Below are 23,144 nucleotides of genomic sequence, written 5' to 3'. Positions count from 1 at the left end.
GACCACCACCGTCACCGACGAACCGGGTTCGGGTACTCCGGGCACCGGTAACCAGGGTGACCTGGTGCTGGTCACCATTACTGCCGACCAGACCTCGGTCGCCGAGAATGTGAAGCCGAGCTTCACCGTGCACATCAACACGGCACTGGCCAACGACTTGGTCGTGACCCTGAGCAACAACGCCCAGGTCACCATCAAGGCCGGCCAGACCAGCGCGCCATACGAGCACGCTGCCCAAGGCGACGACGTCTACAAAGACGGCGGTGAAATCAGCCTGGGCATCAAGTCGGCTGCCGACATCGGCAACCGTCCGTTCGAGAACCTGCAGCTGGGCGATGCGGCGAAAGTCACCGTCACCGACACCACCGACGAAGTGATCGCGAAGCTGACTGCCACGCCTTCGGTGACGGAAGGCGGCGTGATCACCTACACCGTGACGCTGACCAACAAAGACGGCTTGCCGATCAACAACCACTCGGCCCTGACCTTCACGCTGAACGATGGCAAGACCACCATCACCGTGCCGGCCAACGGCACTGTGGGTACTACCACCGTCACCGCGCCGGACAACGTCTACATCGGTACCAACGACTCGATCGTGAAATCGATCGCCTCGGTCAGCGGCACCGACGTCGGCAAGTTCGAACAGCTGACCCTGGACAAGGCCCCGGTCACCACCACCGTCACCGACGAACCGGGTTCGGGTACTCCGGGCACCGGTAACCAGGGTGACCTGGTGCTGGTCACCATTACTGCCGACCAGACCTCGGTCGCCGAGAACGTGAAGCCGACCTTCACCGTGCACATCAACACGGCACTGGCCAACGACCTGGTCGTGACCCTGAGCAACAACGCCCAGGTCACCATCAAGGCCGGCCAGACCAGCGCGCCATACGAGCACGCTGCACAAGGCGACGATGTCTACAAAGACGGCGGTGAAATCAGCCTGGGTATCAAGTCGGCCGCCGACATCGGCAACCGTCCGTTCGAGAACCTGCAGCTGGGCGATGCGGCGAAGGTCACCGTCACCGACACCACCGACGAAGTCATCGCGAAACTGACTGCTACCCCGTCGGTCACTGAAGGCGGCGTGATCACCTACACCGTGACGCTGACCAACAAAGATGGCTTGCCAATCAACAACCACTCGGCCCTGACCTTCACGCTGAACGACGGCAAGACCACCATCACTGTGCCGGCCAACGGCACTGTGGGTACTACCACCGTGACTGCGCCGGACAACCCGTACGTGGGCGCCAACGACCCGGTCGTGAAGTCGATCGCTTCGGTCAGCGGCACCGACGTCGGCAAGTTCGAGCAACTGACCCTGGACAAGGCGCCGGTCACCACTACCGTGACCGACGAACCAGGCTCGGGCACACCGGGTACGGGCAACCAGGGCGACGTCACCACGGTCGGCATCACCGGTACCACTTCGCTGACTGAAGGTGAAACTGGCCAGTACACGCTGACCCTGAGCAATGCGTCCAAGTCCGAAGTCACCATCACGCTCAGCTACAGTGGCACCGCCAAGAACGGTGAGGACTTCTCTGGTGTCACCACCGTGAAGATCCCGGCCAACAGCACAGGCACGACGTTCAACATCGCTACCATCGACGACAAGCTGGTCGAAAGTACTGAGAACTTCACCGTGAAGATCGAAACCGCCACCGGTGGTACCTTCGAGAACCTGCAAGTTGACAGCACCAAGTCGAGTGTGACCACTGCCATCCTCGACAACGACCACCTGCCGGTTTCGCCCGGTGGCGCGGTGTTTGGTGTGGAAGACACTGACTACGTGTTTGCATGGAGTGATTTCAAAACCACCGATGCCGATGGCAACACTGGCTTGTCCGTAACCATTACCTCGCTCCCGGCCGCTGGCACCCTGCAATTCTTCAACGGTACTGCATGGGTGAACGTGACGGTCAACCAGGTGATCAGCCAGGCCGACATCACTGCCAATAACCTGAAGTTTGTGCCGGCTCTCAACCAGTCGGGCGCGGACAACTATGGTGGCAACGGCGTAGGCAACAAGCAGGCCGACTACGCGCAGTTCAAGTTCAAGCCGAACGACGGCACCAACCTGGGCAGCGAAGTGACCATGAAGGTCGACATCAGCCCGGTTGCCGACAAGCCGACCCTGAGCTTCGGCAGCGCTGATATCGACTCCAAAGGCCTGACCAAGGAAGTCTGGAACACCCTGAAAAACTTGGGTACTGGTGGTAATGGCATTACCGGTGACGACCTGAAGACGGTCTTTGCCAACTCTGGCAGTGCCAACTCCAGCAGCACCATTATCAACGTGCAGTCCGATGGCAGCGTCACCGCTGGCACCGGTTCGAAGACCTCGGGCCTGATCTACCTGGAGGCTGGCAAGACCTATACCTTCAGCGGTACCGCTGACGACAGCTTCGTGCTCACCATCGGTGGCAACACTGTGGTCACGGCTACCTGGGGTGCTGGTGGCAAGATTTCGGGCACCTTTACCCCGACCACCAGCGGTTACTACCCGATCGAGGTCTACCATGCCAACCAGTCCGGTCCAGGCAGCTATGACCTGAACATCCAGGTAGGCTCGGGTACTGTTACCGACCTGAGCAGCTCGAACATCAAGATGTACCAGAACGTCACCGAGATGGCCAACGCTGGCCTGGGCGTGTCCGATCTGCACACCGTGAATGGTCAGAGCTACTACGACGGCTACAAGCTCAACGAAGGGCCGGAAGGTGGTTCGGTGAAACTGGTCGGTATCTCCACCGCCCTGACCGATACCGACGGTTCCGAAACCCTGAACGTAACCCTCAGCGGCATTCCGAAAGGGACCGTGCTGAGCGATGGTGCTGGCCATACCGTAACGGTAGGCAGTAGCCCGGTAGATGTGACGGGCTGGAAACTCAGCAGCCTGACACTGACTCCGCCGGCCTACTACAAAGGCTCGTTCGACATCACGGTCACCTCGACTGCCACCGAAAGCCTGGGCGGCTCGGCCATCACTACCGGCAATATCCCGGTGACGGTGTATGCCGCAACCTACAAGGCCAGCGTGGGTACCTCGGGTAACGACACGATGACCGGCAGCGAAGGCAACGACATCATCGTTGCTGACGTGGCGGGCCTGAACGTGGTTCAGGGCAAGAACTACAACATCGCCTTCATGGTCGACAGCTCGGGCAGTATGAGCGACAAGTCGATTGCCGACGCGAAGACGCAGCTGGCTTCGGTGTTCAATTCGCTCAAGGCCAGCCTGGGCTCCGACACCTCGGGTACCGTGAACATCTTCCTGGTCGACTTCGACACTCAGGTGAACAAGAACGTGGCGGTGAACCTTGCCGACCCGGATGCCCTGAGCAAGCTGCAGGCGGTGCTGAACTCGATGGTGGGTGGCTACAACGGTGGCGGTACCAACTATGAAGACGCGTTCAAAACCACGTCCAACTTCTTCAACAGCACCATGGCCACCAGCAATAAAGGTGCGGAGAACCTGACCTACTTCATTACCGATGGTAAGCCGACCTATTACCAGAGCGGGGAGAACACCAACCCTAGCCTGTGGAAGAATGGCAAGAACCTGGATGATGTGGTCAACGTCAACAACTACAAGATGGGCGATACCTTCAGTGCCTGGGCCGACGCGACTCACAAGGTCGAGATCAGCAGCAGTGGCGTAGTCAAGGTGCTGACATACTCCGAGAACCGCTGGGGTACGCTGGTGCTTGACTCCACCAAGACGGTCGGCACCCTGCATGCACAGGGCGATGGCACCTACGAGTTCTCCAACCTGGACGGTACTGGCTACGCAGAGTACTGGAACTACGTGGACTCGGCGGCAGGTTCCACCGCGAGTTTCGCTGTGCTGGGTGGCACCAGCGGCTTGAGCAAAGTCCAGGCTATCGGCCTGAACAGCGATGTCACGCTGAACGACTTGAAGCCATACGACAGCGCCGGCAAGCCGCAGACCAACATCGACCCGTCCGACCTGGCGAAGGCGATTCTCGGCCACTCCGAAGCAACGGTGCCAGGTGCCGACACCATCGATGGTGGTAATGGCAACGACATCATCTTCGGTGACTTGATCACCCTCAACGGTGTTGTCAGCGAGGGTTACCAGGCCCTGCAGACTTACGTCGCGCAGAAGAGCGGTGTCGAGGTCAGCTCCGTTACCACCAGCAATGTCCACCAGTACATCACCGAGCACTACACCGAGTTCGATATCTCCGGTGCCAAAGACGGCAACGACATCCTGTCGGGCGGCAATGGCAACGATATCCTCTTCGGTCAGGGTGGTAACGACACGCTCGATGGCGGCAAAGGTAATGACATCCTGCTGGGCGGTACCGGCAATGACACCCTGATCGGTGGCCAGGGCAACGATATCCTGATCGGTGGCAGCGGTGCCGACACCTTCGTGTGGAAGGCGGGCGACATCGGTAACGACGTGATCAAGGACTTCAAGGTGGCCGAGGGCGACCGTATCGACCTGAAGGACCTGCTCCAGGGCGAGAAGGGCAGCACCATCGACAACTACCTGAAGCTCACCACGGTGGAAGGCACGACGACGCTGCAAGTCAGCAGCGAAGGCAAGCTGAACGCCGAAGGTGGTATCGCCAACGCCGACGTGACCATCAAGCTGGAAGGGGTGAACTGGTCCAACACCACGATCAACTCGTTGATCAGCGGTGCCGACCCAACCATCATCATCCACAACAAAGACAGCTGATAGACCACCGGGGCCGCTTAGCGGCCCCGGCTCTTTCCTGCCATCTGCCAACAGCGCATACTCTTGCGCCGGGCCTGCGTGCCTGGCGATCTTTGCCTATGCTGCTGTCTACCAACAAGGAACCAACGTGACGAGGGACACCGCCATGTTCTACGTGCAACGCGACGCCGCTGGCCAGTTGCTGCGGGTAGAAGCAGCCGCTTTTGACCAGTTCACCGAAATGCTCCCCGCCGACCATGCCGATGTTCAGGAATGGTTCGCCGATGACGTTGTGGAAAACAGCCTGAACCAGCTCAAGCAAAGCGATCTGGACATGATCCGCGTGCTTGAAGACCTTATCGATGTGCTGACCGCCAAGGGCGTGTTCAAGATCACTGACTTGCCGCCAGGCGCGCAGGCCAAGCTGCTCAACCGCTCCACGGCACGCAAGGCGCTCAGCAGCCTGAATAACCTCATCGATGAAGAAGAGCAGGGCGGGCTGATCTGATCGCGGGCCGCCCCGCCCCCAGTGCTATGGTTATGCGTTAAAGGTATTTAAAATATTGCTCTTATGACTTTATAGTCACTTCCACTGCGTACCCGTCGACCAATCGATGCGCCGCACGACTTGAACCCACACGGGAAAACCCCGTGCGTTTCTGATCGTTGCGCGCCATTGAAGTCGCGCACTGCGTGGGAGTGAAAAATGTCAGCCGCCTTGAACGCCTTGTCGTCCATCGACAGCGCCCAGCCGCAAGTGTTTGAAATCCGCCCGTTCTCCGGTGCCGTAGGCGCCGAGATTATCGGCCTGGACTTGACCAAACCGGTCAGCGCCGAGGATTTCACCCGTATCCACCGCGCCCACCTCGACCACCATGTGCTGGTGTTCCGCGACCAGCGCATCAGCCCGGAACAGCAGATCGCCTTCAGCCGCCGCTTCGGTGAGTTGCAGATCCATGTGCTCAAGCAGTTCCTGCTGACTGGCCACCCCGAGATCCTGATCGTTTCCAACATCATCGAGAACGGCCAGAACATCGGCCTGGGTGATGCCGGCAAGTTCTGGCACTCGGACCTGTCGTACAAGGAGCTGCCAAGCCTCGGTTCCATGCTGCATGCCCAGGAACTGCCCAGTGAAGGTGGTGACACCCTGTTCGCCGACATGCACAAAGCCTGGGACGCTGTACCTGACGCCCTGCGCAAAGTGGTCGAGGGCCGCAGTGCCGCTCACTCCTACACCGCCCGCTACGCCGAGACCAAATTCGAAGGCAACTGGCGCCCGACCCTGACTGCCGAGCAACTGGCGCAGGTAAAGGAAGTCATCCACCCGGTAGTCCGCACTCACCCGGAAAACGGCCGCAAAGCCCTGTTCGTCAGTGAAGGCTTCACCACCCGCATCGTCGGCCTGCCAGACGACGAAAGCCGCGACGTGCTGCAGCAACTGTATGCCCTTAGCGTGCTGGAGCAGAACATTTACCGCCACCAGTGGCAGCCCCATGACCTGGTGTTCTGGGACAACCGCTCACTGATCCACCTGGCCACCGGCTGCCCCGCGCACCTGCGGCGCAAGCTGTACCGCACCACCATCCAGGGCGATGCCCCGTTCTGACGACTGAGGAAACCATCATGCGCAAATCCATCAGCCGCCTGGCGGCAAGCATCGGCCTGGGCGCAAGCCTGGTCGTCGGCAGCCTGGCTGCCCCCGCCGTGGCCCAGGCCGAAGGCAAGATCCGCATTGCCGAACAATTCGGCATCGTCTACCTGCTGCTGAACGTGGTGCGTGACCAGCACCTGATTGAGAAACACGGCAAGGAGCAGGGCATCGACATCGAAGTCGACTGGGCGCAGCTGTCGGGTGGCTCGGCCATCAACGACGCACTGTTGTCCGGTTCGGTGGACATCGCCGGCGCTGGCGTCGGGCCGCTGTTGACCGTCTGGGACCGCACCAAGGGCCGGCAGAACGTGAAGGCCGTGGCTTCGCTGGGCAACTTCCCGTACTACCTGGTCAGCAGCAACCCCAACGTGAAGACCATCGCCGACATCTCCGACAAAGACCGTATCGCCGTTCCGGCGGTAGGTGTTTCGGTGCAGTCGCGCTTCCTGCAGTACGCCGCTGCCCAGCAGTGGGGCGACAAGGAATACAACCGCCTCGACAAATACACCTTGGCCGTGCCGCACCCGGACGCCACCGCCGCGCTGCTGGCGGGCGGCACCGAGCTGAACGGGCACTTCTCCAACCCGCCGTTCCAGGACCAGGTGCTGGCCAACAAGGACGTGCACGTGGTGCTCAACAGCTACGACCTGCTCGGCCCCAACTCGCCGACCTTGCTGTTTGCTACCGAGAAGTTCCGCAAGGACAACCCCAAAACCTACAAGGCCTTCGTCGATGCTCTGGCCGAAGCCGCAGACTTCGCCCAGAAAGACAAGGCGGCTGCCGCCGACACCTATATCCGCGTAACCAAGGCCAAGATCGACCGCGACACGCTGATCAAGCTGATCGACAACCCACAGTACGAATTCACCGTTACGCCCAAGAACACCTACAAGCTGGCCGATTTCCTCTATCGGGTAGGCGCCATCAAGCACAAGCCGGAGTCGTGGAAGGACTACTTCTTCCAGGATGAACGCCCGCTGCAGGGGAGCTGACCGATCATGACCGCCCCATTGCCAGGCCACACGGCCAGCAACCTGAGCCGTGTCGCAACGCCGCCTTTGCTCAAGGTGGATAACCTCAGCCTCGAATACCGCACCGCGCAACGCGTGGTGCGGGCCACCCATCAGGTCAGCTTCGAAGTCGACCGCGCTGATCGTTTTGTACTGCTCGGCCCCTCCGGCTGTGGCAAGTCCACCCTGCTCAAAGCCGTGGCCGGTTTTATCCAGCCGCAAGAAGGGCAGATTCTGCTGCAGGGCCAGACAGTGCGTGGCCCAGGCCCCGACCGCATCGTGGTGTTTCAGGAGTTCGACCAGTTGCCGCCGTGGAAAACGGTGAAGCAGAACGTCATGTTTCCGCTGCTGGTGTCTGGCCAGCTCAAGCGGGCGGAGGCGGAGGAACGGGCGCTGCATTATCTGGAAAAGGTCGGTCTGGCTGCCTTTGCCGATGCTTATCCACACACGTTGTCCGGTGGTATGAAGGCACGTGTGGCAATTGCCCGGGCCTTGGCCACCCAGCCCAAGATCCTGTTGATGGATGAGCCGTTCGCCGCCCTGGATGCGCTGACCCGGCGCAAGATGCAGGAAGAGCTGTTGCTGCTGTGGGAGGAAGTGCGGTTCACCCTGTTGTTCGTCACCCACTCCATCGAAGAAGCACTGGTGGTTGGCAACCGGATCCTGCTGTTGTCGCCGCACCCGGGGCGGGTGCGTGCCGAAGTGCACAGCCACCAGTACAACCTGGGCAGCCTGGGTGGTAGCGACTTCCAGGCCAGTGCCCGGCATATTCACCGTTTGCTGTTCGACGAGGCGGATACCCCGGAACAGGCAGACGACCTTGGCTTCAACGATATCCGCATCGCCTACTGACAGGAGCTTCAGCCATGACCACTACACCTGTACGCCAGGAATACGAGGTGCAGCTGGAGCCCTTGCTCAGTGTGCCTGTAGAACGCCAACTCCCCTTGGTGCAGCGCTTGTGGCAGCAAGGCTGGCTGCGCAAGGCGGTTATCCTGCTGGTAATCGCCATGCTGTGGGAGGCCGTAGCCCGTTATCAGGGTAACGACCTGCTGCTGCCAGGCTTCTTGCAAACCGCCGCCGCCCTGTGGGACGGCCTGGCCAGCGGTGAACTGCCCGCCAAAGTCGGGGTTTCGCTGGTGATACTGCTCAAGGGCTATGTGCTGGGTATCGTCCTGGCCTTTGGCCTGACCAGTCTGGCGGTTTCGACCCAGCTGGGTCGGGACCTGCTAGGTACACTGACGTCGATGTTCAACCCGTTACCGGCCATTGCGCTGTTGCCACTGGCCTTGCTGTGGTTCGGGCTGGGCGACAACAGCCTGATCTTCGTGCTGGTGCATTCGGTGCTGTGGGCGTTGGCGCTCAATACCTACGCCGGTTTCCTTGGTGTGTCGGAAACGCTGCGCATGGCTGGCCGCAACTATGGCCTGAAAGGGCTGCGGCTGGTGTTGCACATCCTGGTGCCGGCGGCCTTGCCGTCGATCCTGTCGGGGCTGAAGATCGGCTGGGCGTTTGCCTGGCGTACCCTGATCGCTGCCGAACTGGTCTTTGGTGCCAGCAGCGGCAAGGGCGGGTTAGGCTGGTACATCTTCCAGAACCGCAACGAGCTGTATACCGACAAGGTGTTTGCCGGGTTGGCGGTGGTGATCCTGATCGGGTTGTTGGTGGAAGGGCTGGTGTTCAACACCCTGGAGCGGCTGACTGTGCGGCGTTGGGGAATGCAGCGTTGACCTGATCCGGCCCTATCGCCGGCAAGCCAGCTCCCACAGGAAAGCCACAAACCTCAAGACCTGTGGAGTACCTGTGGGAGCTGGCTTGCCGGCGATAGGGCCAGTTCAGGCTATACAGTCTGGTACTGCGCAGCTGCATTACTGAGGATTTTGCCAATTTCCTCGCGCAACCCCGCAGGCTGCTCCACCACCACCCCATCCCCATGGCTCAACAGCCACCAGCGCAATGGCCAGCCATCGTTCACCGTGGCCCGCAACCGATGCCCATGCTCCAGCGCCGTCAGCTGCATATCGTTGCTCAACGGTGCAACCCGCAACTGCCGCGCCAGTGCGTCGCTGATCCGCGCCACCAGCTCCACACCCTCACCCTGCGCCGGTTGCAACGCGTCCCCCCGCAGGTGCGTCAGCAAGTCGAAATTACCGCGCAATTCGCCCACCGCACTTGCCGACCAGTGCCAGCCGAACGGGATGCTCTTGTCATTGCGTTCCAGCGGAAATATCAGCGAAAGCTCGTTGAGGTCACGCTCGACCGTGCGTTTGCTGACCGTGAAGCCCACGTCACGCAGGCGCCACACCAACTCGGCGCTGGTTATGCCTGGGGAGCGGCTGGGCAGCTGGCGCAGCAGTGCCCACTGTCGGCTGAGGGTGGCGCGGGTGGTGGCGAACGGCAAAAGATAACGTCCTTGTCTAGGCTTGCCGCAATAGGATGGCGGCACGCGAGGGGCATGGCAATTGGCCACAGCCTGCTCAGATCAAGGAAGTCGCATTTGGTTGCCTGGTACCGAATCGTTCGCGACAGGTTTTGACGTGACGTCACGCAGAATCACGCCTCATCACAGCCGAAGGTTGGGGTTGTGCGTCGTTCAATGAGGATGAACATGTCTGCTGCCAGCAATATCCATTCGCTGCTTGCCCGCCTTCTGCCCGAGCGGGTCATCGCTCCACCGACCCCCGTCGGGAGGCGGCTACCCCTGTTCGCCGGCGTGGGCTTGCCCAGCCAGCGCTCATTGCTGGTCAACCGCCTGGATGAGGCCAGTGATCTGCAGGCGGTATACGTCGACCTGCGCCGTCAGGCGTTGCAAGGCAGTGTGGCGGCGCTGAACGACCTCGGCTGGATCTGGCTCAACGGAAAGTACTGGCGCGCCGATACCGTGCTGGCCGGTCACCTGCTGCGCATGGCTGCTCTGCAGGGCAATGCCGCCGCCTGGTTCAATCTCGGGCAGCAGCATTATTTTGGCAAAGGCATCGACCCCTCCTATGTGCAGGCGGCGGAGTGCTACCGGCAGGCCTTCGAACGGGGCATGTTGCATGCGGCTGCAGCATTGGGTGACCTGTATGAGGAGGAAGTGTGCGATGGCGACCAGGATTGGCAGGTCGACCTGGTGCAGGCTTACCAGTGGTTCATGCGCGGGGCCGAGCGGGGTGAGGCACGCTGCCGTTTCGAGGTGGGTTACCGGCTGATGCACGGGCTGTATGTGGATGCCGACCTCAAGGCTGCGTTGTACTGGCTGGAGCTGGCGGCAGCGGCGGGGGTGGTACAGGCAGCCGAGGAGCTGGCGGTGCACTTCAGCAGCCGGGACGCGGTGCGCTACCAGGAGTGGCGGGACCGGGCTGTGCAGATGGGCAGTACATTGGCCCTGACCATGAAACTGGAAGATCAGATTCAGCCCTGAGTTTTCTGTAGCTTGTGCCGGCCTCTTCGCGGGCACGCCCGCTCCCACAGGAAAACCACAAGGCTCAGGATTTGTGGGGTACCTGTGGGAGCGGGCGTGCCCGCGAAAGGGCCAGCACAGGCTGGAAAATGAACAACAATTCATTCATACCCTCTGTCACCCCCTGTTGACGACAGGGGGAGGGCAAGGCGTATATTGATAGTTAGCAAACTATGAATATCCTTGGTTCCTTCCATGTCCCTTGATCTCCTGCGCCTGCAAGTCAGCAGCGGCATGGTGGTTGCCGCCCGCCACTGGCGGCGCATCTGCCACACCGCCCTGACCGGTTACGGTATTTCCGAGGCCTGCGCCGCGCCTCTGCTGATGATCGTGCGCCTGGGTGATGGCGTGCATCAGGTGGCTGTTGCCCAGGCTGCCGGCCTCGAAAGCCCGTCGCTGGTGCGCCTGCTCGACCAACTGTGCAAGGCCGGCCTGGTATGCCGCAGCGAGGACCCACTGGACCGCCGCGCCAAAGCCCTGAGCCTGACCGCCGAAGGCCGCGCCCTGGCCGAAGCCATCGAAGCCGAGCTGGTTCGCCTGCGTCGCGATGTGCTGAACGGCATCGACCAGGCCGACCTGGAAGCTGCCTTGCGCGTGCTGCGTGCCTTCGAAGCGGCCGGCCTGGGCAGCACGGGCGGGGCGGCATGAACGGTTTCTTCAGCTCAGTCCCCCCGGCGCGTGACTGGTTCTACGGCGTGCGTACCTTCGCGGCCTCCATGATCGCCCTGTACATTGCGCTGCTCATGCAGTTGCCGCGTCCCTACTGGGCGATGGCCACGGTGTACATCGTCTCTAGCCCGTTCGTCGGCCCGACCAGTTCCAAGGCCCTGTACCGCGCCGTGGGCACACTGTTGGGGGCCGGTGGCGCGATTTTCCTGGTGCCGCCACTGGTGCAGTCGCCGTTGTTGCTGAGTATCGCCATTGCCTTGTGGACGGGCACCTTGCTGTTCCTGTCGCTGAACCTGCGTACGGCCAACAACTACGTGCTGATGCTGGCCGGTTATACCCTGCCGATGATTGCGCTGGCGGTTGTGGATAACCCGCTGGCAGTGTTCGACGTGGCATCGTCCCGGGCGCAGGAAATCTGCCTGGGTATCGTCTGCGCGGCAGTGGTCGGTGCCATTTTCTGGCCGCGCCGGCTTGCCCCTGTGGTGGTTGGCGCCACCGGTAGCTGGTTCACCGAAGCGATCCGCTACAGCGACACCTACCTGGCCCGCGAAGTCAGTGCCGACAAGGTTGGTGGCATGCGCGGGGCGATGGTCGCCACCTTCAACTCGCTGGAGCTGATGATCGGCCAGCTCGGCCATGAAGGCGCCGGCCCGCATACGCTGAAAAACGCCCGTGAGTTGCGCGGGCGCATGATTCACCTGCTGCCAGTGATCGACGCCCTTGATGACGCACTGGTTGCCCTGGAAGGCCGCGCCCCGGCGCAGTTCGTTCAGCTTCAGCCAGTGCTTGAGGCTGCCCGCGAATGGCTCAAAGGCACTGCCGAAAGTGCTTCGGTCGCACGCTGGACCGCACTGCATGAACAGATCGATCGCCTGCAGCCCGGCGCTGCTGCCCTCGACCAACGTGCCGAGCTGCTGCTGTCCAACGCCCTGTACCGTCTGAGCGAATGGGCTGACCTGTGGCAGGACTGCTGTACCCTGCAACATGCCCTGCGTACCGACGATGCCAAGCCTTGGCGCGCGGTGTACCGCCACTGGCGCCTAGGCCGCCTGACGGCGTTCTTCGACCGTGGCCTGATGCTGTATTCAGTGGCCTCCACCGTACTGGCGATCGTTGTCGCCTGCGGCCTGTGGATCGGCCTGGGCTGGAACGACGGCGCCAGCGCGGTGATCCTCGCCGCTGTGTCGTGCAGCTTCTTTGCCGCCATGGACGACCCGGCACCGCAGATCTACCGGTTCTTCTTCTGGACGCTGATGTCGGTCATCTTCTCCAGCCTGTACCTGTTCCTGGTGCTGCCCAACCTGCACGACTTCCCGATGCTGGTGCTGGCCTTCGCCGTGCCGTTCATCTGCGTCGGCACCCTGACCGTGCAGCCGCGCTTCTACCTGGGTACCTTGTTGACCATCGTCAACACCTCGACCTTCATCAGCATCCAGGGCGCCTACGACGCCGACTTCTTCACCTTCCTCAACTCCAACCTGGCCGGCCCCGTGGGCCTGTTGTTCGCGTTCATCTGGACCTTGGTAATGCGCCCGTTCGGGGTGGAACTGGCGGCCAAACGCATGACCCGCTTCGCCTGGCGCGACATCGTCGAAATGACCGAACCCGCCACCCTGGCCGAGCACCGCCAGGTGGGTGTGCAAATGCTCGACCGCCTGATGCAGCACCTGCCGCGGCTGTCGCAAACCGGCCAGGACAGCGGCGTGGCACTGCGCGACCTGCGCGTAGGGCTAAACCTGCTCGACTTGCTCGCCTACATGCCGCGTGCCGGCCAGCAAGCCCGCGAACGCCTGAACACGGTGGTCGAGGAAGTTGGCGCACATTACGCCGCCTGCCTGCGTGCCGGCGAACGCCTGCATGCCCCGGCCGCACTGCTGCGCAACATGGAGCGCGCACGCCTGGCGCTGAACCTGGATGAGCTGTACGAGCGCGGCGATGCCCGCACCCACCTGCTGCATGCCCTGAGCGGCTTGCGACTGGCGCTGCTGCCGGGGGTGGAAGTGATGCTCGAACCCGCCGAACAACCGCAACTGCCCCCCGGCCTCGACGGAGCACCCCTGTGATTGGTGAACTGGATATCAGCGGGGTGTTCCTGCCCACGCTGCTGGTGATGATGTTTGGCACCTACCTGTTGTTCCTGGGGGTGCACGCGGTGCTGGTGCGCCTGCACTTCTACCGCCTGGTCTGGCACCGGGCGTTGTTCAACGTTGCCCTGTATGCCGTGCTGCTTGGCGCGGTGGACCACTTTTGCCGAAACCTGATGCTGCCATGAAAAAACCTTTGCTGACCTTGGGCCGTGTGGTCCTGACCTTGCTGGTAGTGACCTTCGCCGCCGTGCTCGTGTGGCAGATGGTGGTGTACTACATGTTTGCCCCCTGGACCCGCGACGGCCACATTCGCGCCGACGTGATCCAGATAGCCCCGGATGTGTCCGGGTTGATCCAGAAGGTCGAGGTGCGCGACAACCAGACCGTCAAACGCGGCGACGTGCTGTTCACCATCGACCAGGACCGCTTCACCCTGGCCCTGCGCCAGGCCAAGGCCACCCTCGGCGAGCGCCAGGAGACCCTGGCCCAGGCCTCGCGCGAAGCGCAGCGCAACCGCAAGCTGGGCAACCTGGTGGCCGCCGAGCAACTGGAAGAAAGCCAGTCCCGCGAGGCCCGCGCCCGCTCGGCTGTGAGCGAGGCTCAGGTGGCGGTTGATACCGCCCAGCTCAACCTCGACCGCTCGGTGGTGCGCAGCCCGGTTGACGGCTACCTCAACGACCGCGCCCCGCGTAACCACGAATTCGTCACCGCCGGCCGCCCGGTGCTGTCGGTGGTCGACAGCGCTTCGTACCACGTCGATGGCTACTTTGAAGAAACCAAGCTGGGCGGTATCCAGATCGGTGATGCCGTGGACATTCGCGTGATGGGTGACAACACCCGCCTGCGCGGCCATGTGCAAAGCTTCGCTGCCGGCATTGAAGACCGCGACCGCAGCAGCGGCGCCAACCTGCTGCCCAACGTCAACCCGGCGTTCAGCTGGGTGCGCCTGGCCCAGCGTATTCCGGTGCGCATCGCCTTCGACGAAGTGCCGGCAGACTTCCGAATGATTGCCGGGCGCACCGCCACGGTGTCGATCATCGAGGGCCAGCACCCATGAAACAGCTGATCCTGGCCGGCCTGTGCCTGTCGCTGGGGGCCTGCATGATGGTGGGCCCGGACTATGAGGTGCCGAAGGACGCGGCGGTACAACGCAGCGACCTTAACGGCCCGTTGCGCCAGGATGCCGACAGCGTGGTCTCGGCACCGGTGCCTGAGGACTGGTGGCAGCTGTATCAGGATCAGCGGCTGAACGAACTGGTGCGCCAGGCTTTGAGTGCCAACACCGAATTGCGCGTAGCCGCCGCCAACATCGCCAAGGCCCGCGCGCAGGTCGAAGTGGCCGAATCGCAAGGTGGCTTCAACGGCGGCGTCAAACTGGGTGCCCAGCGCCTGCAGGAGTCGGGTGAAGCCTTCCTGCTGCCCGAGAAGGTGCCGGTGGCCAACATCGGCGAGGCCATCATCAGCGCTTCGTACCAGTTCGACCTGTGGGGCACTTTCAAGCGCGGTACCGAGGCTGCCAAGGCCAATGCCGACGCAGTGCAGGCCGCTGCCGACACTGCCCGCATCACCCTGGTGGCGGATGTGGTCAAGGCTTATACCCAAGTGTGCTCGGCCAACGAGGAATACCACATCGCCCGCGAGTCGCTCGATTTGCAGGAGCAGAGCGTGAAGCTGAACCAGCGCCTGCGCGATGCCGGCCGTGGTGATGAAACCCAGGTCACCCGGTCGCAAACCCAGTTCAAATCGTTGCGTGCCGAACTGCCGCGTTTCAAGGCCGAGCGCGAGACCGGCATGTATACCCTGGCGGCTCTGCTGGCCAAGCCTGTTGACCAGTTGCCTGCCGGCACCGCCGATTGTGCCGAGCTGCCGCACCTGAACCAGCTGGTGCCAGTGGGCGATGGCGCCGCGTTGCTCAAGCGCCGTCCAGACGTGCGTCAGGCCGAACGCCAGCTGGCTGCGGCCACCGCGTACATCGGCGTTGCCACTGGCGCGCTTTATCCGGATATCAGCATCGGCGCCCAGGTTGGCACCATCGGCATCCTGGAGAACCTGGGTGAGCCCGCGACCAACCGCTGGGGCTTCGGCCCGCAGATCAGCTGGACCATCCCTACCAACGGTACCCGTGCGCGCATTCGCATGGCCGAAGCCTCTACCCAAGCGGCCTTGGCAAACTTTGATGGTGTGGTGCTGAACGCCATTCGCGAAACCCAGACCCGCCTGGCGCAATACAGCGCGCTGCTGGACCGGCGCGATGCGCTGGCCGAGGCAGAAAAATCGGCCAAGGAAGCGGCGGACCAGACGCACCGGTATTACCAGGCGGGGCGTGAGTCGTTCCTGGCGGATTTGCAGGCGACGCGTACCTATACCGATATGCGCGCGCAGTTGGCGACGGCCAACAGCCAAGTGGCGATGGGGCAGATTGGGGTGTTCCTTGCCCTCGGTGGTGGCTGGAAGGATACCGCCAGGCCTTGAGGCCCAATCGCCGGCAAGCCAGCTCCCACAGGTACTCCACCGCTTTTGAGGCATGTGGTTCACCTGGGGAGCCGGCTTGTGCATGCCTTGAAGGTAGTGCGGACCATGTGGGAGCTGGCTTGTGCATGCCTTGAAGGTGGTGCGGACCATGTGGGAGCTGGCTTGTGCATGCCTTGAAGGTGGTGCGGACTATGTGGGAGCTGGCTTGCCGGCGATCGAGGGCAAAGCCCTCGCCTAGGTTCTAGAGCCGTAAGACATTTCCGAACCTGGAACCAACTGCTTCAGTTTGGATGTCCTGTCGAATTATCCTACAGCACCTGTCGGAAGGTGCTGTCTTGGCTGGGAAGTATTCCCGGAATACTGTCATGGGGTCGCCTCGCAAGGCGATCGGGCGTGAGACACCCGGATTCCATTCGGTAGCACCGCTTTATGGCGGTCGTGTGCGGACAGGCTTTGGCCTGGCCGGGGTTACCGTATGTCCCGGGTCTCACACCGTACACGACTGCCACCCAAATCCGTGAGACGAGGAGGAGAGCAGTTCAATTCCCATACGGAGTTCTGCGATGAAAAAGCTCGTCCCCGACCCACCTGTTACCGATTTGCTTCTGCTCGACCCTCCCGCCCTCTCGCTAGTCGACCCTCTCAGCCCCAAAGACTGCGAAGAGCTGATCAGCGCCCTCACCCTGACCATCGACCACACCACTACAGTCCTGCTCGACAATGCCCCCGGCGACATGCGCAATGCCATGGGCATGAACATTCGTTTGCTCTGCCGCCTGATCAATGCCGTGTGCGATCACGCACATGCAACCTGCCACGATCAAGGAGCGACCCGATGAGCAATGATCCCAGGGACTCTGCGACCGCAGGGGTGGAAACTTTTGACCTGTTCCGCCTGCAGCCTAATGTGCCGTTCAGCCATGCCTTTTCTCAGTTATCCGTGCTTCTCGGTTGTATCCGCCACCTCACTACCGAGGCGGAAATGGAAAATGACCGTATTGCCGGTAGTGCTGCGCGGATACTCAGTGAGATGGCCAAGGCACTGATCGATGATATGGAGCGAGGAATGAACAAGGTTCTTCAATAGCCTTCAAGAACCTGGGGCCGCTGTGCGGCCCATCGCCGGCAAGCCAGCTCCCACAGGCACTCCACTGCCATCGAGCACTGTGATTATCCTGTTGGAGCTGGCTTGCCAGCGATGAAGTCCTGACAGGTCAGCAACAGCTGCAAGGCAGATGAGGATCCTGTTGGAGCCGGCTTGCCAGCGATGAGGCCCTGGCAGGTCAGCACCTGCTGCAAGGCTGATGATTAACTCTGTGGGAGCTGGCTTGCCGGCGATAGGGCCCTGATAGGCAACATCCAGTCAGAGCCAGATCGCATCCCAATGGGGGTAATCCCCAACCCTTGAAACCAGGCCTGTCCGCTTCGGGTTCATGACGATGTACCGCGCCACAGCTTGCACATCCTCCTCTCGGCGCAAGGCCCGGTCATGAAACCCCTTCTGCCAGAGCTGGCCGCTTCGCCCTTGGTGCCTGTTGATCATCATGGTGCTGCGAGATTTCACCCGGCGCATCAGGCGCTTCAGACTGGCCGGGCCAAGCTCGACCAGCCAGTGAAAATGGTCTGGCATTACCACCCATGCCAAAGATCGGGCGGCACCTTCTTCCTCAGCCTGACGGAGCTCTGCCACCAGCAAGCGGGCTGAGTGAAAGTCATTAAAGATTGGGGCTCTGTTAAGAGTGGTGCTTGTAAGCAAATACAATCGGCTGGTTTCCGAAAACCGGCCAAGCCGCAACTGCTCTGAGTGGGGACGATCCATGTTCCCTGCCTCCTGATGAATTGTTCAACAGGCTAGCGGCTACAGTTCTACCCGCGATGGATCAATTGGTACCCGGTATTTCTAAGGCATCGGTGCAGCCTTCATCGCCGGCCAGCTCCCACAGGTCCAGCACTGAGCTTGAGGACAGCGCGGTACCTGTGGGAGCTGGCTTGCCGGCGATGAGGCCCTGACAGGCAACACAAGACAGTTCCTACAGCGATCGCGTCCGGCCCTCGTCCAGGTCATCCCGCTTTATCAGATTTGTAGCAAGATTTTTCATGAAATCCGCCCAGCACCCTTGAGGGAAGCCAAGTCGGAGTGAACAATGTTCTCTTTCGCATTCCCTCCGAGACTGGCCATGAAAACCCGTTCCCGTCTGCTTGCCTGGCTGCTGTGGCCGGTGCTGGCGCTGTGCAGCACCATGGCGATGGCCGAAGCCCCCGCCGAGGCCGCCAAGGCCTTGCACCTGCTCGATTACATCGGCGCCGACTACCCGCCGACTGTGCGCGATGGCAAGGTGATCGACGATGGCGAATACCGTGAACAACAGGAGTTCAGCACGGTATTGGCCGACCTGGTGAAGGCCTTGCCGGCAAACGCCGAGCAAGCGGGCCTGGAGCAGGGCGTCCAGGCGTTGAGGTTGGCTATCGACCAGCGCCAGGACGGCGCGTCCGTCGCCAGGCAGGCCCGGCAGTTGGGTGCTCGCCTGGCAGTTGCTTATGAAGTCAGCCAGGCTCCGGTGATCACCCCGGACCCGGCCCGCGGTGCTGCCCTTTATGCGCAAAACTGCTCAATCTGCCACGGCGACACAGGCGCAGGCGATGGCCCAGCGGGCGTAGGATTGGAACCTGCCCCGGCCAACCTGCGTGATGCCGCCCGCCTCGACCAGTTGAGCCTGTTCGACCTCTACAACACCCTGGCCCTTGGCATCGACGGCACCGAAATGCCGTCCTTCGCCGACCAGCTGGACGACCGTCAGCGTTGGGATGTGGCCGCCTACATCGCCAGTTTCTCAGCCAACCCACAGGCCGCCAAAGGCGACAAGACCTGGAACATCGCCGACCTGGCACGCCAGACCCCAGCCGAGGTCGCTGCCAACGAAGGTGCGGCGGTGCTGGAGGCGTTCCGCGCCCAGCGTGCCCAGCCGCCGCAGGTCAAACGTGGCCCGGCGCAATTGCTGGAATACACCGCCAGTACCCTGGACAAGAGCCTCGCCGCCTACCGTGCAGGGGATCACGACCAGGCCTATGACCTGTCGGTGGCGGCCTACCTGGAAGGCTTCGAACTGGTGGAAAGCTCACTGGACAACATTGACACCCAAGTGCGCAAGGACACCGAAAAATCCCTGATGGCCTATCGCCAATCGTTGCAGGACGGGCTGCCCGTGGCCCAGGCCGAGCAACGGCTGGCCGAAGCCAAGACCAAGCTCGACCAGGCCGCGAAGCTGTTGGGTAGCGATGGCTTGAGCTGGTCGCTGAGCTTTATCTCCGGCTTGCTGATTCTGCTGCGCGAAGGCCTTGAAGCCATTCTGGTTCTGGCGGCGATCCTGGCCTTCCTGCGCAACACCGGCCAGCAGTCGGCGGTGCGCAGCGTCAACATTGGCTGGGGCCTGGCGCTGGTTGCAGGCTTTGCCACCTGGGCGCTGGCGGCTTACGTGATCGATGTGGGTGGTGCCCAGCGCGAGCTGCTGGAAGGTTGCACGGCGCTGTTCGCTGCAGTGATGGTGTTGTGGCTCGGCGTGTGGATGCATGACCGACGCCACGCCGCAGCCTGGCAGAACTACATCAAGAGCAGCCTGGTCAGTGGCGGGGGGCGTTTCGGCTTCGCCTTGCTGGCGTTTTTCTCGGTGTACCGCGAACTGTTCGAAGTGATTCTGTTCTACGAAACCCTGTGGCTGCAGGCAGGCCCGGCCGGGCACCAGGCGGTGCTGGCGGGTGGCGCCACGGCGCTGGTGCTGTTGGTGGGGTTGGCTTGGGTGATCCTGCGTGGCTCGGCCAAGTTGCCGCTTTCACTGTTCTTCAGTATCAACGCCGCGCTGCTGTGCGCGCTGTCGGTGGTGTTTGCCGGGCATGGCGTGAAAGCGCTGCAAGAGGCCGGTGTACTGGGTACGCGGCCGGTGGCGTTCTTCGAGTTCGACTGGCTTGGGATTCATGCCGATGCCTACTCGCTGTCGGCGCAGGCGGTGGCCTTGCTGGCCATCATGTTCCTGTATGGGCGCTCGCGGTTGGCGGAAAAGCGCAGGGCGGCGGCCAACTGAGGCCGCCATCCTGAGAAACCTATTTGATCAGGCAGGTTGTGGTGCCTTGAGAATGTTCTGCAGCAGCTGGACACTTTCGACGGCGTCATGACCCAGGCTGGTCAGGTAGCCGCCATCGGGTTGATCGGTCAGCCCTTTTTCATGCAGGCGTTGCGCAGCCGCGATCAGGGCAGGGGCGGCGGTGCTGGTTATCTTGATGCCTTCCTGGCTGCTGTCGTGTTTGAACAGCGCGAGTACTTCCAGTTCGTCGATCAGATCGGGGGTAAAAGGCATGGCGGCTCCTGACTTCCAGACAAGGATGGCGGCACCGTCAGCGGTGCCTGACCTTGGAGTGTAGTCGGATTATTCGTCCTCGCTTTGATCCATCTCAGGCGGCAGCTCCGGCAGCGCCCGCAGGGCGTTCTCGTACCACTCGCCGTTGAACTCGCGGTCGTCTGTCAGCATGTTGTCGATCTCGAAAGCCAGCACATGGGCCATCAGGTTAAGGATGTCCTCGCGCTCGTAGCCAACCAGGGTCAGCTTGTTGAACGTGGCCTTGGCGGCTGGCGGCTCGCCGCTTTCGATCTGGTTCTCGATGGCCTGGGTCAGCGTTGCCTCGGCGAAGGCTTCGTCGTCGTCATTATCGATGTCGGTGGGCTCGCTCATGGCGGTACTCCTGTGATGGGATGCACAGTGTGCCACGCCTGTGGCGGCAATGCCCGGGCATTGACGGGGTGCATGACGCTGGTCAGGGGCGGGCGTACGGTCTATAAAAGCCGGGCCAACCCCTTACGGCCTGGAGGCTGTTACCTCATGCTCAAGCTTTACGGATTCTCGGTCAGCAACTACTACAACATGGTCAAGCTGGCCCTGCTGGAAAAAGGCCTGCCCTTCGAGGAAGTCGCATTCTATGGCGGCCAGGCGCCACAGGCGTTGGCAGTGAGCCCACGCGGCAAGGTGCCAGTGCTTGAAACCGAACACGGCTTCCTGAGTGAAACCAGTGTGATCCTCGACTATATCGAACAGACCCAAGGCGGCAAGGCACTGCTGCCGGCCGACCCGTTCGGGCAGGCCAAGGTGCGTGAGCTGCTCAAGGAAATCGAGCTGTATATCGAGCTGCCAGCGCGTACTTGCTATGCCGAATCGTTCTTCAGCATGTCGGTTGAGCCGCTGGTCAAAGAGAAAGCCCGGGCCGATTTGCTGGCCGGATTCGCAACCCTCAAGCGTAACGGTCGCTTTGCGCCGTTTGTAGCAGGCGAGCAACTGACGCTGGCAGACCTGATGTTCTGCTTCTCGGTCGACCTGGCTTATGCCGTGGGCAAAAAGGTGCTGAACATCGACTTCCTGGCGGACTTTCCGCAGGGCAAGGCGTTGCTGCAACTGATGGGCGAGAACCCACACATGGCGCGGATCGTGGCGGACAAGGAGGCGGCGATGCCAGCCTTCATGGAGATGATTCGAAGCGGTAAACGCTAAAAGCAGGGGCTGCTTCGCAGCCCATCGCCGGCAAGCCAGCTCCCACAGGTACAGTGCAACTTTCAAGGAAAGCGCCGTCCCTGTGGGAGCTGGCTTGCCGGCGATCGAGGGCAAAGCCCTCGCAATGGGCCTTAGCGCGAAGCCAGCAGGCTCTTGCCGCGCACAACCGCCGCACGCACCTGCGCCGGCGCCGTACCACCAATGTGGTCACGGGCATTCACCGACCCTTCCAGGGTCAGCACGGCAAACACGTCCTGCTCGATCTGGTCGCTGAACTGGCGCAGTTCGTCCAGGCTCATCTCGGCCAGGTCCTTGCCGGTGTCCACGCCATACTTCACCGCGTGACCAACGATTTCGTGGCAGTCACGGAACGGCAGGCCACGGCGCACCAGGTAGTCGGCGAGGTCGGTGGCGGTGGAGAAGCCGCGCAGGGCCGCTTCACGCATGATGGCATGCTTGGGCTTGATCGCCGGGATCATGTCGGCAAAGGCACGCAGCGAGTCACGCAGGGTGTCGGCGGCGTCGAACAGCGGCTCCTTGTCTTCCTGGTTGTCCTTGTTGTAGGCCAGCGGCTGGCCTTTCATCAGGGTCAGCAGGCCGGTCAGGGCGCCGAACACGCGGCCGCTCTTGCCACGTACCAGCTCTGGTACGTCCGGGTTCTTTTTCTGCGGCATGATCGAGCTGCCGGTGCAGAAGCGGTCCGGCAGGTCGATGAACTGGAACTGCGCGCTGGTCCACAGCACCAGCTCTTCGGAGAAGCGTGACAGGTGCATCATCGCCACGCTGGCAGCGGCGCAGAATTCGATGGCGAAGTCGCGGTCCGACACGCCGTCCAGCGAGTTGCCGGCCACGGCTTCGAAGCCCAGCAGCTTGCAGGTGAGTTCGCGGTCGATCGGGTAGGTGGTGCCCGCCAGCGCGGCGCTGCCCAGGGGCATGCGGTTGGTGCGCTTGCGGCAGTCGACCAGGCGCTCGTAGTCGCGGCTGAGCATTTCGAACCAGGCCAGCAGGTGGTGGCCGAAGGTGACCGGCTGGGCCGTCTGCAGGTGGGTGAAGCCAGGCATGATGGTTTCGGCTTCACGCTCGGCCTGCTCCAGCAGGCCCTGCTGCAGGCGGGAGATTTCGGCCAGGATCAGGTCGATTTCATCGCGCAGCCACAGGCGGATATCGGTGGCCACCTGGTCGTTGCGGCTACGGCCGGTGTGCAGCTTCTTGCCGGTGATGCCGATACGGTCGGTCAGGCGTGCTTCGATGTTCATGTGCACGTCTTCGAGGTCGACGCGCCAGTCGAAGTTGCCAGCCTCGATCTCGCCCTGGATGGTTTTCAGGCCATCGATGATGGTGTCGCGCTCGGCATCGCTGAGCACGCCGACCTGCGCCAGCATGGTGGCATGGGCGATCGAACCCATGATGTCGTGGCGGTACAGGCGCTTGTCGAAATCGACCGAGGCGGTGAAACGGGCGACGAAGGCGTCGACGGGCTCACTGAAGCGGCCGCCCCAGGACTGATTGGTCTTGTCGGTGCTCATGGATTCACTCATTGCAGGCGTGAACGAAAAAGTGGCGCCGATGATAGCAGGGTTGGG

General features: G+C 62.1%; 21 protein-coding genes. 16 read left to right on the top strand and 5 right to left on the bottom strand.

Annotation, left to right across the window (positions count from 1 at the left end; all coding sequences use genetic code 11):
- From A0O30_RS18525 to A0O30_RS18500, 6 genes are all read left to right on the top strand, one after another.
- A partial coding sequence (locus A0O30_RS18525; RefSeq protein ID WP_146256317.1) for an immunoglobulin-like domain-containing protein occupies window positions 1–4,720 on the top strand: 4,720 nt, incomplete at its 5' end.
- A gap of 145 nt (window positions 4,721–4,865) precedes the next feature.
- Window positions 4,866–5,207 (top strand): tryptophan synthase subunit beta, encoded by a 342-nt coding sequence (locus A0O30_RS18520; protein WP_105947449.1) that lies wholly within the window; start codon window positions 4,866–4,868, stop codon window positions 5,205–5,207.
- Window positions 5,208–5,405: 198 nt separating this feature from the next.
- Window positions 5,406–6,305, top strand: coding sequence for a TauD/TfdA family dioxygenase (locus A0O30_RS18515; RefSeq protein WP_105947448.1), 900 nt, complete (start codon window positions 5,406–5,408; stop codon window positions 6,303–6,305).
- Window positions 6,306–6,322: 17 nt separating this feature from the next.
- On the top strand, window positions 6,323–7,342 hold the full coding sequence (locus A0O30_RS18510) for an ABC transporter substrate-binding protein (protein WP_105947447.1): 1,020 nt from the start codon (window positions 6,323–6,325) through the stop codon (window positions 7,340–7,342).
- A 6-nt stretch (window positions 7,343–7,348) separates the two neighbouring features.
- Window positions 7,349–8,212 (top strand): ABC transporter ATP-binding protein, encoded by an 864-nt coding sequence (locus A0O30_RS18505; RefSeq protein WP_105947446.1) that lies wholly within the window; start codon window positions 7,349–7,351, stop codon window positions 8,210–8,212.
- Window positions 8,213–8,226: 14 nt separating this feature from the next.
- Entirely contained in the window at window positions 8,227–9,090 is an 864-nt protein-coding gene (locus A0O30_RS18500; RefSeq protein WP_060499481.1) for an ABC transporter permease, read from the top strand.
- A gap of 110 nt (window positions 9,091–9,200) precedes the next feature.
- Here the strand turns inward: A0O30_RS18500 and A0O30_RS18490 are convergent, their stop codons facing one another.
- A complete protein-coding gene (locus A0O30_RS18490; protein WP_105947444.1) occupies window positions 9,201–9,761 on the bottom strand; it encodes a WYL domain-containing protein in 561 nt (186 codons plus the stop codon).
- 207 nt (window positions 9,762–9,968) lie between these two features.
- Between A0O30_RS18490 and A0O30_RS18485 the strand changes: the two genes are divergently transcribed.
- The 8 genes from A0O30_RS18485 (at window position 9,969) to A0O30_RS18450 (ending at window position 17,117) form a co-directional block, all read left to right on the top strand.
- On the top strand, window positions 9,969–10,763 hold the full coding sequence (locus tag A0O30_RS18485; protein ID WP_016714395.1) for a tetratricopeptide repeat protein: 795 nt from the start codon (window positions 9,969–9,971) through the stop codon (window positions 10,761–10,763).
- A 234-nt stretch (window positions 10,764–10,997) separates the two neighbouring features.
- A complete protein-coding gene (locus A0O30_RS18480; RefSeq protein ID WP_060499478.1) occupies window positions 10,998–11,450 on the top strand; it encodes a MarR family winged helix-turn-helix transcriptional regulator in 453 nt (150 codons plus the stop codon).
- Entirely contained in the window at window positions 11,447–13,534 is a 2,088-nt protein-coding gene (locus A0O30_RS18475) for an FUSC family protein (RefSeq protein ID WP_105947443.1), read from the top strand. The genes A0O30_RS18480 and A0O30_RS18475 overlap by 4 nt, the downstream gene beginning before the upstream one ends.
- Window positions 13,531–13,743 carry a DUF1656 domain-containing protein gene (locus A0O30_RS18470; protein ID WP_003255905.1) on the top strand — a complete coding sequence of 71 codons (213 nt, stop codon included), beginning with the start codon at window positions 13,531–13,533 and terminating at the stop codon, window positions 13,741–13,743. The genes A0O30_RS18475 and A0O30_RS18470 overlap by 4 nt, the downstream gene beginning before the upstream one ends.
- The gene (locus A0O30_RS18465; RefSeq protein WP_019097418.1) at window positions 13,740–14,615 is read left to right on the top strand and encodes an HlyD family secretion protein; all 876 of its coding nucleotides are present in this window, start codon (window positions 13,740–13,742) and stop codon (window positions 14,613–14,615) included. Before A0O30_RS18470 ends, A0O30_RS18465 begins: the two co-directional genes overlap by 4 nt.
- Entirely contained in the window at window positions 14,612–16,030 is a 1,419-nt protein-coding gene (locus A0O30_RS18460) for an efflux transporter outer membrane subunit (RefSeq protein WP_105947442.1), read from the top strand. Before A0O30_RS18465 ends, A0O30_RS18460 begins: the two co-directional genes overlap by 4 nt.
- 563 nt (window positions 16,031–16,593) lie before the next feature.
- Window positions 16,594–16,869 carry a hypothetical protein gene (locus tag A0O30_RS18455; RefSeq protein WP_105947441.1) on the top strand — a complete coding sequence of 92 codons (276 nt, stop codon included), beginning with the start codon at window positions 16,594–16,596 and terminating at the stop codon, window positions 16,867–16,869.
- Window positions 16,866–17,117 (top strand): DUF3077 domain-containing protein, encoded by a 252-nt coding sequence (locus A0O30_RS18450; protein ID WP_025337270.1) that lies wholly within the window; start codon window positions 16,866–16,868, stop codon window positions 17,115–17,117. Before A0O30_RS18455 ends, A0O30_RS18450 begins: the two co-directional genes overlap by 4 nt.
- A 276-nt stretch (window positions 17,118–17,393) precedes the next feature.
- Here A0O30_RS18450 and A0O30_RS18445 read toward each other — a convergent pair whose 3' ends face one another.
- The gene (locus A0O30_RS18445; protein WP_105947440.1) at window positions 17,394–17,849 is read right to left on the bottom strand and encodes a transposase; all 456 of its coding nucleotides are present in this window, start codon (window positions 17,847–17,849) and stop codon (window positions 17,394–17,396) included.
- 325 nt (window positions 17,850–18,174) lie between these two features.
- On the opposite strand from A0O30_RS18445, the gene A0O30_RS18440 reads away from it, so the two are divergent.
- Entirely contained in the window at window positions 18,175–20,106 is a 1,932-nt protein-coding gene (locus A0O30_RS18440; protein WP_105947439.1) for a cytochrome c/FTR1 family iron permease, read from the top strand.
- A gap of 27 nt (window positions 20,107–20,133) precedes the next feature.
- Here the strand turns inward: A0O30_RS18440 and A0O30_RS18435 are convergent, their stop codons facing one another.
- The gene (locus tag A0O30_RS18435) at window positions 20,134–20,379 is read right to left on the bottom strand and encodes a TIGR02647 family protein (RefSeq protein WP_016714401.1); all 246 of its coding nucleotides are present in this window, start codon (window positions 20,377–20,379) and stop codon (window positions 20,134–20,136) included.
- Between the two features lie 69 nt (window positions 20,380–20,448).
- Window positions 20,449–20,751 carry a hypothetical protein gene (locus tag A0O30_RS18430; RefSeq protein WP_105947438.1) on the bottom strand — a complete coding sequence of 101 codons (303 nt, stop codon included), beginning with the start codon at window positions 20,749–20,751 and terminating at the stop codon, window positions 20,449–20,451.
- A gap of 147 nt (window positions 20,752–20,898) precedes the next feature.
- Here A0O30_RS18430 and A0O30_RS18425 point away from each other — a divergent pair, with 147 nt between their 5' ends.
- Window positions 20,899–21,561 (top strand): glutathione S-transferase, encoded by a 663-nt coding sequence (locus tag A0O30_RS18425; protein ID WP_105947437.1) that lies wholly within the window; start codon window positions 20,899–20,901, stop codon window positions 21,559–21,561.
- 131 nt (window positions 21,562–21,692) lie between these two features.
- Here A0O30_RS18425 and argH read toward each other — a convergent pair whose 3' ends face one another.
- Entirely contained in the window at window positions 21,693–23,087 is a 1,395-nt protein-coding gene (argH, locus tag A0O30_RS18420; RefSeq protein WP_105947436.1) for an argininosuccinate lyase, read from the bottom strand.
- Between the last annotated feature and the right edge of the window lie 57 nt (window positions 23,088–23,144).

This window comes from Pseudomonas sp. LLC-1 (genome assembly GCF_002992185.1).
GTDB classification, from domain to species: domain Bacteria; phylum Pseudomonadota; class Gammaproteobacteria; order Pseudomonadales; family Pseudomonadaceae; genus Aquipseudomonas; species Aquipseudomonas monteilii.
Note: the sequence above shows the minus strand (reverse complement) of the source record. Positions and strands in the feature narration are given on the sequence as shown.

Bases quoted from the DNA above. Each gene is read 5' to 3' on its own strand.
- A0O30_RS18485 (WP_016714395.1), top strand. From the start codon at position 9,969: ATGTCTGCTGCCAGCAATATCCATTCGCTGCTTGCCCGCCTTCTGCCC.
- A0O30_RS18500 (WP_060499481.1), top strand. From the start codon at position 8,227: ATGACCACTACACCTGTACGCCAGGAATACGAGGTGCAGCTGGAGCCC.
- A0O30_RS18505 (WP_105947446.1), top strand. From the start codon at position 7,349: ATGACCGCCCCATTGCCAGGCCACACGGCCAGCAACCTGAGCCGTGTC.
- A0O30_RS18510 (WP_105947447.1), top strand. From the start codon at position 6,323: ATGCGCAAATCCATCAGCCGCCTGGCGGCAAGCATCGGCCTGGGCGCA.
- A0O30_RS18445 (WP_105947440.1), bottom strand. From the start codon at position 17,849: ATGGATCGTCCCCACTCAGAGCAGTTGCGGCTTGGCCGGTTTTCGGAA.
- A0O30_RS18430 (WP_105947438.1), bottom strand. From the start codon at position 20,751: ATGAGCGAGCCCACCGACATCGATAATGACGACGACGAAGCCTTCGCC.
- A0O30_RS18455 (WP_105947441.1), top strand. From the start codon at position 16,594: ATGAAAAAGCTCGTCCCCGACCCACCTGTTACCGATTTGCTTCTGCTC.
- A0O30_RS18440 (WP_105947439.1), top strand. From the start codon at position 18,175: ATGTTCTCTTTCGCATTCCCTCCGAGACTGGCCATGAAAACCCGTTCC.
- argH (WP_105947436.1), bottom strand. From the start codon at position 23,087: ATGAGCACCGACAAGACCAATCAGTCCTGGGGCGGCCGCTTCAGTGAG.
- A0O30_RS18515 (WP_105947448.1), top strand. From the start codon at position 5,406: ATGTCAGCCGCCTTGAACGCCTTGTCGTCCATCGACAGCGCCCAGCCG.
- A0O30_RS18520 (WP_105947449.1), top strand. From the start codon at position 4,866: ATGTTCTACGTGCAACGCGACGCCGCTGGCCAGTTGCTGCGGGTAGAA.
- A0O30_RS18425 (WP_105947437.1), top strand. From the start codon at position 20,899: ATGCTCAAGCTTTACGGATTCTCGGTCAGCAACTACTACAACATGGTC.
- A0O30_RS18475 (WP_105947443.1), top strand. From the start codon at position 11,447: ATGAACGGTTTCTTCAGCTCAGTCCCCCCGGCGCGTGACTGGTTCTAC.
- A0O30_RS18460 (WP_105947442.1), top strand. From the start codon at position 14,612: ATGAAACAGCTGATCCTGGCCGGCCTGTGCCTGTCGCTGGGGGCCTGC.
- A0O30_RS18480 (WP_060499478.1), top strand. From the start codon at position 10,998: ATGTCCCTTGATCTCCTGCGCCTGCAAGTCAGCAGCGGCATGGTGGTT.
- A0O30_RS18465 (WP_019097418.1), top strand. From the start codon at position 13,740: ATGAAAAAACCTTTGCTGACCTTGGGCCGTGTGGTCCTGACCTTGCTG.
- A0O30_RS18450 (WP_025337270.1), top strand. From the start codon at position 16,866: ATGAGCAATGATCCCAGGGACTCTGCGACCGCAGGGGTGGAAACTTTT.
- A0O30_RS18435 (WP_016714401.1), bottom strand. From the start codon at position 20,379: ATGCCTTTTACCCCCGATCTGATCGACGAACTGGAAGTACTCGCGCTG.